Consider the following 8603-nt stretch of genomic DNA (forward strand, 5'->3'; position numbering starts at 1 on the left):
ACACTCGGTCGCCGGCCGTCGATACCCTCGGCCCATGCGCTACGACCTGGTCATTTTCGACAACGACGGCGTCCTGGTGGACAGTGAGCCGATCTCCAACCGCATTCTCGCGGACCAGCTCACCGCATCGGGGCACCCGACGACGTACGAGGAATCGCTCCGGGACTACATGGGGTCGGCGATGCACCGGATACACGAGACGGTGCTGGAGCGGTCGGGCCGGCGATTGCCGGACGATTTCGACGAGAGTTTCCACGCCCGGGTCTTCGAGGCGTTCCGTACACGTCTGAAGCCGGTACCGGGCGTCGCGGACGTCCTGGAGGAGCTGGCGGCCGAGGGCATCCCGTACTGCGTCGGATCGTCCGGGAGCCATGAGCGCATCCGGGTGGCGCTGCACACCACCGGGCTGTTCGCGCGCTTCGGGGAAGAGCGCCTGTTCTCGTCGCAGGACGTAGGGCGGGGAAAGCCGGCGCCGGACCTGTTTCTGCACGCGGCCCGGGAGATGGGTGTGGCGCCCGAGCGCTGTGCGGTCGTCGAGGACAGCCCGCTGGGGGTGCGGGCGGCCCGCGCCGCGGGAATGGACGTCTACGGGTTCACGGCGATGACCCCGGCCGCCGGGCTCGCCGGGGCCACCGCGCTGTTCGCCGCGATGACCGAGTTGCCGGCCCTCCTCCTCCGGGGTGAGGACGAGCGGACGGCCGGTTGACGCGTACGGGGCGCTCATCGGCCCGTCAGGCCGCTCGTCACCCCAGGGAAGTCGATGCCGGAATCGCTCGTTCGACCACGGTGTCGCCCGATACGGTGACGAGCATGAGCGGTCGCGCACGACTGATGTGGGACGAGGCGGTCACTGGCTACGACTTCGGCCCCGGACACCCCATGGACCCCGTACGACTCGCACTGACCATGCGGTTGGTGGAGGCGTACGGGCTGAACCGCCCGCCCCTGGAAGTCGTCGCGGCCCCGCCCGCCGGGGAGTCCACCCTGCGGCTGGTGCACCGTCAGGACTACCTGGACGCGGTCCGCGCGGCGTCCGCCGACCCGGCGGCCGCGGACGCCGCGTACGGCCTGGGGACGGAGGACGACCCCGCGTTCCGGGGGATGCACGAGGCGTCGGCGCTGATCGCCGGCCAGTCGGTCGGCGCGGCGGAGGCGGTGTGGCGGGGGGAGGCGCTGCACGCCGTCAACTTCGCGGGCGGGCTGCACCACGCGATGCCCGGCGGTGCGTCCGGCTTCTGCGTCTACAACGACGCGGCACTGGCGATCGCCCGGTTGCTCGAACTCGGCGCCCAGCGGGTCGTGTACGTCGACACGGACGTCCACCACGGGGACGGGGTGCAGGCGGCGTTCTGGGAGGACCCGAGGGTGCTGACGATCTCGCTGCACGAGCATCCCCGGACGCTGTTCCCGCAGACCGGCTGGCCGGAGGAGTCCGGTGGGCCCGGCGCGGAGGGCAGCGCCGTCAATGTGGCGCTGCCGGCCGGTACCGGGGACGCCGGGTGGCTGCGGGCCTTCCACGCGATCGTGCCGCATCTCGTCGGCGCGTTCCGGCCACAGGTGCTGGTGACCCAGCATGGCGCGGACACGCACTTCGAGGACCCGCTGGCGCATCTCGCGGTGAGCGTCGACGCCCAGCGGACGGTGGCCGAATCCTGTCACCGGCTGGCGCACGCCCATACGGACGGGCGGTGGATCGCCCTCGGTGGAGGCGGCTACGCGGTCGTCGACGTGGTGCCGCGCAGCTGGACGCATCTGACGGCGATCGCGGCGGGCCGGCCGCTCGATCCGGCGGCACAGGTCCCGGAGGAGTGGCGGCACGAGGTGTACCGCAGGACGCGGCAGGCGGCGCCGCAGCGGATGACGGACGGCCGGGAGCCGCGCTGGCAGGACTTCGGCGACGGCGGGTACGACCCGTCGGACCGGGTGGACCAGGCGGTGCTGGCCACCCGGCGGGCGGTGTTCCCGGCGCACGGGCTGCTGCCGTGAGGGAACGGCAGGGCCGCATGTGACGCGGGGCCCCGTGGGTGGCCGGTGGGGCGCGGTGCCCGGGGTGGGGCGGGTGGTGACGGGCGTCCCGTGGGGGCGGGAGGGTGCGCCCGGATGTGTGACTACCCGTCGGTTCGCTGGGGGATGAGGGGGAAACCGGCCAGGATGGGGCCGTGGTGGGCACCGGTGCGCTGCGGGCGCACCTGATCGAGGCGCGGCTCGCGGGGACGATCTCGACGCGGCGGGAGAAGAGCCTGGAGCGTTACCGGCTTTTCTCGGCCGGTGATCCGCGGGCGCTTCTGGGGTTGGAGCCGGAACGTGACTGGTCACTGCGGGATCTGCTGCGGCTGATGGGCGCGCGGTGTGGTGTCTCGACGGACCCCAGTCACACCACGGGCCCCGATGTGATCGACCCGGATCGTACGCTCGCCGGGTTGGACCGTTTCGCGGAACGGATCGCGGCGGCGGCCGATCGCGGGGTTCCGGTCCTGATCGGAACCGGCCATCCTCATACCTTGCTGGATTTCTACGTCGGCCTGGCGAACGCACTTTCGTCAGCGGGCTGCCATGTCGTCACTCCTGCGTATGGCTTGCGTATCGACATGGTGACCCGGTTCGGGGTACGCGCGTGCACCCTCACCTACGTAAGGGGAGTCGCGCTGATGCGCGGTACCGGCGCGCGGGGCGCACCGGCGGAAGGGGGCGTGCACACCCATTCGCCCCTCCCCGTGAGGACCGCGCTGGCCGCCGCAGCGGACGCCGGCGGGCCGCTTCCCGGGCTGGTCATCGGGGATCACGGATGGCTCTGCGGCGCAGGTCAGTTGGGGTGTGAGGCGATCGGTCCGGCGGACGCGGACGACCCGGCGCCGTTCGTCGCGGAGGCCGAGGGAGCGGTCCGTGCGGTGGTCCCGCTGGACGATGCGGGGGCCTCCGACAGCTACCGACCGCTCCAGCACTATGTCCTTAAACGTGCTGGTCTGTCATGGTAGAGGGTCCTCCGCTGCTCCTCTTCCCCACTCGCATCACCCGCCCCTAGATTGGGGAGTGAGCGCATAGCGACAAAGAGTCACCGGAGGGGAAGCCGGTGCCCGTCTTATGCGGAAGGTGCAGGTGTGACATGGCAGCGGACCAAAGGCCACTGAACGAAGTCGTATTTCTGACCGTGGCGGAAGTCGCCACGGTGATGCGGGTGTCGAAGATGACCGTGTACCGGCTGGTGCACAGCGGTCATCTGCCCGCGATCCGCGTGGGGCGGTCGTTCCGCGTGCCGGAGCAGGCGGTGCACGACTACCTCCGTGAGTCGTTCGTCGGGGTGGAATCCGCCTGAACGGAGCGCATCGGACTCTCGGATTACGCCGATCGCCCGGCGCCGGGTACGCTGGCCCGATGTAGGTAGTGTGGGCTCGGACGCCCCGCACCGAGTGATTCGAAGTGAGCGAGGGTAGTCGTGGGCTCTGTTATCAAGAAGCGGCGTAAGCGGATGGCCAAGAAGAAGCACCGCAAGCTGCTCAAGCGCACCCGCGTCCAGCGTCGTAACAAGAAGTAAGCGACGCTGATCGCGATTTCGCAGCCCCTTGCCGCCCCGTGCGGTGAGGGGCTGCGGCGCGTTCGTGGGCCTTTTCCGCGCGGCCGGGCCGCCGGTCCGTCAGAACGCCCGGGGGCCCGCCGGTGCGCCGCGTCCCCCGGGTGGCCGCGCCACGGACGGGCCCTTTGCCGGGCGGCTGCTGCCGGGGCGTGAAAATGTCGTTCCGGACCGCGCGAGGTCGCCGCGGCGTGGCGGCGACCGGATAGCGTGGCCGCACGGCTCGGCCCGGGCGAGGGCCGACGGCGGAAGGAAGGGCTGACTCGTGGGCAACGTCGTGCTCGTCACGGGAGCCGCGCGGCAGCTGGCGGGCCGCTTCGTCCGCCGGATCGGACGCGATCCCGGCGTCGAGCGGGTGATCGCGGTCGACGCGGTGGAGCCCGGCCACGACCTGGGGGGCGCGACCTTCCTCAAGGCCGACATCCGGCATCCGGCGATCGCCAAGGTCCTCGCCGGGACAGGGGTGGACACCGTCGTCCACCTGGACGTCAACGGCACGCCGCTCGGCAGCCGCGGCGGCCGGACGGCGGTCAAGGAGACCAACGTCATCGGGACGATGCAGCTCCTCGGTGCCTGCCAGAAGGCGCCGCACGTCCGGCGGCTGGTCATCAAGTCCACGACCAGCGTCTACGGTTCCGCGCCCCGCGACCCCGCCGTCTTCACCGAGACCACCCCGCCCAAGTCGCTGCCCCGGGGCGGCTTCGCCAAGGACGCGGTCGAGGTCGAGGGGTACGTCCGTGGCTTCGCGCGGCGGCGGCCCGATGTGGCGGTCTGTGTGCTGCGTTTCGCGCACATCCTGGGGCCCTGCGCGGACTCCCCGCTCGCCGAGTACTTCACGCTGCCGGTGCTGCCCACCGTCCTCGGCTACGACCCGCGGCTCCAGTTCGTCCACGAGGACGACGCCCTGGAGGCGCTGTGCATCGCCGCCTCCGAGCCCCGCCGCGGCACGCTCAACAGCGGCACCTTCAACATCGCCGGTGACGGTGTGCTGCTGCTGTCGCAGACCTCGCGGCGGCTGGGGCGCCCGACGCTGCCCCTGCTGCTGCCGACGCTCACCTGGGCCGGCGCCGCCCTGCGCACCGTCGGCCTCTCCGACTTCTCGCCGGAACAGATCCGTATGGTCACCCACGGGCGCATCGTCGACACCACGCAGATGCGCGAGACACTGGGGTTCCGACCGCACCACACGACGGCGGACGCCTTCGCGGAATTCGCCCGCGGCCTTACCCCCGGCCTGCTGCCGCCCGCGTCCCTCGCCCGTACCGTCGACCGGCTCGCCGGCGTGCTCGCCGCACGTCCGGCCCAGTGAGGAGTCACCCACGATGGCGGACGCCAAGGTCATTCCGTTCGGCGAGGAGCCCCGGGCGCGCCGGAGGGCACAGCGGGCGGCGGGCGGCCCCGGGCTGGCCCCCGTGCCGGAGGCCCGTACCGGCGGTGAGGCGGACCCGCCGACGCCGCGGGCGGCACGCGGCGGGCGGTCCCTGGACGAGCGCATCGCGGGCGGGCTGAGCTTCCTGCGCCGCCGGATCACCGGGGAGTACGAGGTCGACGAGTTCGGCTACGACGAGGAGCTGACCGACCAGGTCCTGATGTCGTTGCTGCGGCCGTTCGCCGAGAAGTACTTCCGGGTCGAGGTCCGCGGCATCGAGAACATCCCGGCCAAGGGCGGCGCGCTGGTCGTCGCCAACCACTCGGGAACACTGCCGCTGGACGCGCTGATGGTGCAGGTCGCGGTGCACGACCACCATCCCGAGGCCCGGCACCTGCGGCTGCTCGCCGCCGATCTGGTCTTCGTCCTGCCGGTGATCAACGAGCTGGCGCGCAAGGCCGGGCACACCCTGGCCTGCGCGGAGGACGCCCAGCGGCTGCTGGAGCGCGGGGAGATCGTCGGGGTGATGCCGGAGGGCTTCAAGGGCATCGGCAAGCCCTTCGCCGACCGGTACAAGCTCCAGCGCTTCGGGCGCGGCGGGTTCGTCTCCACGGCGCTGCGGGCGGGGGTGCCGATCGTGCCGTGTTCCGTCGTGGGCGCGGAGGAGATCTACCCGATGCTGGGGAACTCCAAGACGCTGGCGAGGCTGCTGGGGCTGCCGTACTTCCCGTTGACGCCGACGTTCCCGTGGCTGGGGCCGCTGGGCGCGCTGCCGCTGCCGACGAAGTGGACGATCCAGTTCGGCGAGCCGATCCCGACGGACGGCTATCCGCCGGAGGCGGCCGACGACCCGATGCTGATGTTCAACCTCACCGACCAGGTACGGGAAACGATTCAGCACACCCTGTACAAGCTGCTGGTGCAGCGCCGTTCGGTGTTCTTCTGAGCCGTGGGCCCGGTGTCCCTCCGTGGCGGGTGGAGGAACACCGGGCGGCGCGGGCGGGTCCCGTCGGGCACGGGAGGATCCCGGCGGTCAGTTCCCGCTGTTCTCGGCGTTGATGCCGAGGTCCGGAAGGAGTCCGGGGATCAGCGGCGGCAGGGTGACCTCGGGGCGGCCCGAGGGGTCCCTGCCCGCGCCGCCGCGCGAGGACTGCGGACGGTCGTCGGAGGGCCCCAGCAGGCCGCCCGCGCCGCCGAGCAGCCCGCCCTCGTCGGACGGCGAGGCGGAGGGCTGCGGGGCGCGGGAGGTGCCCTGCTGGGTGCCGGCGGCCGGTACGGCGTCGCCGGACGGGGCCGCGGACTCGCTGTGCGGCGTACCGGCCCGGGTGGCGTGCGGGGCGGCGGGGGAGGACGGGCGTCCGCTCTCCGGGGCGGGCAGCAGCGAGCGGAGCGGTCCGATCTCGTCGTCCATGGCGGCGAGGACGGAGGTGACCTGCTCGCCGACGTCCGTCAGCTGGGAGGGGAGGCGGTCGCGCAGCTTCGACCAGGTGGCGCGGTGCGAGGTGGTGAAGGAGTCCAGGGTCTGGATGGGGGCGAGGGAGCCGTCGCGCTCGTAGGCGGCGTGCAGCAGGCGGTGGCCCTCGCCCGCGTCATGGGTGATGCCGGCCAGGGCCCTGCGGACCTCGGCGAGCGATGCGTGGTCCAGCGCGGTGAGGCGGCCGCGTTCCATCAGGCGGCGGGCCTCCAGCATGCGGGTGGCGGCCTGGTCGAGGTAGAGCCGACCGCGGTCGGCGTCGTCGCCCGCGAGGTCGAGCCGGAGGTCCTCCATGCCGCGTTTGAGGCCGTAGAGGGTGTCCCCGGGGAGGGCGTCGGCGCTGGCGGCGGCGACGCCGGTGAACGCGCCGGCGGCCACGCCGACCGTCAGTCCGCCCGCGGCGAGTCCCCTGCCGAGCCGGGAGCGGGGGCGCCGCCGCTCGCCCCGGGACGTGCGCTGCTGGGGGACCCGGGCCTCGTCGGACGGGGTGCCCTCGGCGACGGCGGCCTCCATCGCGGCGATGAGCTGGGCACGCTGGACGGTCTTGACCTCGGCCGCCAGCTCCGGTTTGGGGAGCCGCCCGAGGCCGTCGGCGACGGACAGCAGCCGTGCGTCCGGTGCGGTGTGTGCCGGTGTGCCGGCCTGCTCTGCGGCCGCCGCGCCCGTGGGGTCCTGCTCCTCCAGGGCCTGGGCGAAGGCGTGGGCCCGCCGGTGCACCGAGACATTTGAGATCACGGCGGCACCTCCTCTCGTCATTCCCGCGTGACTCCCCGGCCCGGTCTTGGACTGTCCAGACGGGCCGGATGGTTGCACTCCGTGGTCCGCGGCCACCCGAACGGGTGAGGGGCGGCGGGCCTGGTGTGTCCACATGGAGCCTGCATCCCCCTCAACGAGCGGCGCGGCACACGGGTTACGCACTCACGATGATCTGACCGACCGGACACGGGTGGTCACGCGGGGTAGTCGTCGGAGGGTGTGGAGAAGGGCGGAAAACGAGCGGAGGGAGGGGGGTCAGCGGGCGTCGTCGGGGAGCAGCCTGGCCAGGGTGCGGACCGCGCGGTATTGGAGGGTCTTGATCGCGCCCTCGTTCTTGCCCATCACGCGGGCGGTCTCGGCGACCGACAGGCCCTGGAGGAACCGCAGCGTGACGCATTCCTGCTGCTGGGGGTTGAGCCTGCGGACGGCCTCCAGGAGGGCGGCGTTCGACAGGGACTCCAGGACCGATTCCTCCGGGCTGCGCTCGACCTCGTTGGCGTCGAGCATCTCCCCGGTGGTGACCTCCAGGCGGAAGCGTGAGGACTTGAAGTGGTCGGCGACGAGGTTGCGGGCGATGGTCACCAGCCAGGCCCCGAAGTCGCGGCCCTGCCAGGTGAACGTGCCGATCCGGCGCAGGGCGCGCAGAAAGGTCTCGCTGGTGAGGTCCTCGGCGGTCGCCCGGCCGCCGACGCGGTAGTAGATGTAGCGGTAGACGGTGTCGGCGTACTGGTCGTAGAGGCGGCCGAACGCCTCGGACTCGCCGGCCTGGGCGCGTTCGACCAGTTCCATCATGCGGCGGCTGTCGCTGTCGGCCGGGCGCCGGGCGGTGGTCGTGCCGGCGGTCCGGCGGCCGCGGCCCGTGGCGGGTTTGCCGACGGCGGGCTTGCCCACGGCGGCACTGCTGTCGGCCAGGGAACAGCAGGGGCCGGCGGGGGTGGCGGGGACGGCTGAGGCGAATGCGGGGACGGCGTACGCGGTGGGGACAAAACTGCGCAGGTGGTCGACGAGCGTCGTACGCAGCGTAGCCAGGCCCGAGGCGTCAACCCCGACGTGTGGGTACACGGGACTCCCAGAGGCAGAGCTTCCATCACGTGCAGTGCGGGACCGTTCACTCGTCGTAGGGACGTGTGGGTTCCGGATTGCGTCTGAGGAGAATAACGCTTCGTATAGGCAGCGCTACACCCAGTTGCTCAAATCATCGATTACTTACGGTCCGTGCTGGGTTCGTGGCAGATCGAGTATCGAATAGTGTGCAACTTTTGATCGGAAGGAGGCGCAATTTGCCTGGTTGGAGGGCGTGTTGTGGTTGAGCGCCCCTGTGGTGACTGACCGCGGCGTGGCGTGGGTAGGTACGCCGGATGGCCCGCGCTACGGCCCGGCGCGTCGCGCGCCGGACGGTGGCTGCGGGTGACCGGAACAGTACCCGGGAAGGGTGA

At 72.0% G+C, this 8603-nt stretch carries 9 protein-coding genes; 7 read left to right on the forward strand and 2 right to left on the reverse strand.

What is annotated here, in order from left to right; genetic code table 11:
- Window positions 1–34: 34 nt before the first annotated feature.
- From AC51EU_RS23465 to AC51EU_RS23495, 7 genes are all read left to right on the forward strand, one after another.
- On the forward strand, window positions 35–706 hold the full coding sequence (locus AC51EU_RS23465) for an HAD family hydrolase (protein WP_496269028.1): 672 nt from the start codon (window positions 35–37) through the stop codon (window positions 704–706).
- Window positions 707–810: 104 nt separating this feature from the next.
- A complete protein-coding gene (locus tag AC51EU_RS23470; RefSeq protein WP_496269029.1) occupies window positions 811–1986 on the forward strand; it encodes an acetoin utilization protein AcuC in 1176 nt (391 codons plus the stop codon).
- A gap of 173 nt (window positions 1987–2159) precedes the next feature.
- Window positions 2160–2975, forward strand: a complete 816-nt coding sequence (locus tag AC51EU_RS23475) for a phosphatase (RefSeq protein WP_496269030.1) — start codon at window positions 2160–2162, stop codon at window positions 2973–2975.
- 128 nt (window positions 2976–3103) lie between these two features.
- Window positions 3104–3313: a helix-turn-helix domain-containing protein gene (locus AC51EU_RS23480; RefSeq protein ID WP_006604741.1), complete on the forward strand. Its 210-nt coding sequence runs from the start codon at window positions 3104–3106 to the stop codon at window positions 3311–3313.
- Between the two features lie 120 nt (window positions 3314–3433).
- Window positions 3434–3532 carry a 30S ribosomal protein bS22 gene (locus AC51EU_RS23485; RefSeq protein WP_003948845.1) on the forward strand — a complete coding sequence of 33 codons (99 nt, stop codon included), beginning with the start codon at window positions 3434–3436 and terminating at the stop codon, window positions 3530–3532.
- Between the two features lie 301 nt (window positions 3533–3833).
- Entirely contained in the window at window positions 3834–4877 is a 1044-nt protein-coding gene (locus AC51EU_RS23490; RefSeq protein ID WP_496269031.1) for an NAD-dependent epimerase/dehydratase family protein, read from the forward strand.
- A 13-nt stretch (window positions 4878–4890) separates the two neighbouring features.
- On the forward strand, window positions 4891–5883 hold the full coding sequence (locus AC51EU_RS23495) for a lysophospholipid acyltransferase family protein (protein WP_496269032.1): 993 nt from the start codon (window positions 4891–4893) through the stop codon (window positions 5881–5883).
- Between the two features lie 87 nt (window positions 5884–5970).
- On the opposite strand, the gene AC51EU_RS23500 is transcribed toward AC51EU_RS23495, so the two are convergent.
- Window positions 5971–7146, reverse strand: coding sequence for a DUF5667 domain-containing protein (locus AC51EU_RS23500; RefSeq protein ID WP_496269033.1), 1176 nt, complete (start codon window positions 7144–7146; stop codon window positions 5971–5973).
- Between the two features lie 276 nt (window positions 7147–7422).
- The gene (locus tag AC51EU_RS23505) at window positions 7423–8229 is read right to left on the reverse strand and encodes an ECF subfamily RNA polymerase sigma factor, BldN family (RefSeq protein WP_496269034.1); all 807 of its coding nucleotides are present in this window, start codon (window positions 8227–8229) and stop codon (window positions 7423–7425) included.
- Window positions 8230–8603 lie beyond the last annotated feature (374 nt).

The sequence above is a fragment of the Candidatus Streptomyces philanthi genome (genome assembly GCF_059553635.1).

What these genes read in the sequence shown, in the direction of transcription:
- AC51EU_RS23465 (WP_496269028.1), top strand. Translation starts at nt 35, where the DNA reads ATGCGCTACGACCTGGTCATTTTCGACAACGACGGCGTCCTGGTGGAC.
- AC51EU_RS23470 (WP_496269029.1), top strand. Translation starts at nt 811, where the DNA reads ATGAGCGGTCGCGCACGACTGATGTGGGACGAGGCGGTCACTGGCTAC.
- AC51EU_RS23480 (WP_006604741.1), top strand. Translation starts at nt 3,104, where the DNA reads ATGGCAGCGGACCAAAGGCCACTGAACGAAGTCGTATTTCTGACCGTG.
- AC51EU_RS23495 (WP_496269032.1), top strand. Translation starts at nt 4,891, where the DNA reads ATGGCGGACGCCAAGGTCATTCCGTTCGGCGAGGAGCCCCGGGCGCGC.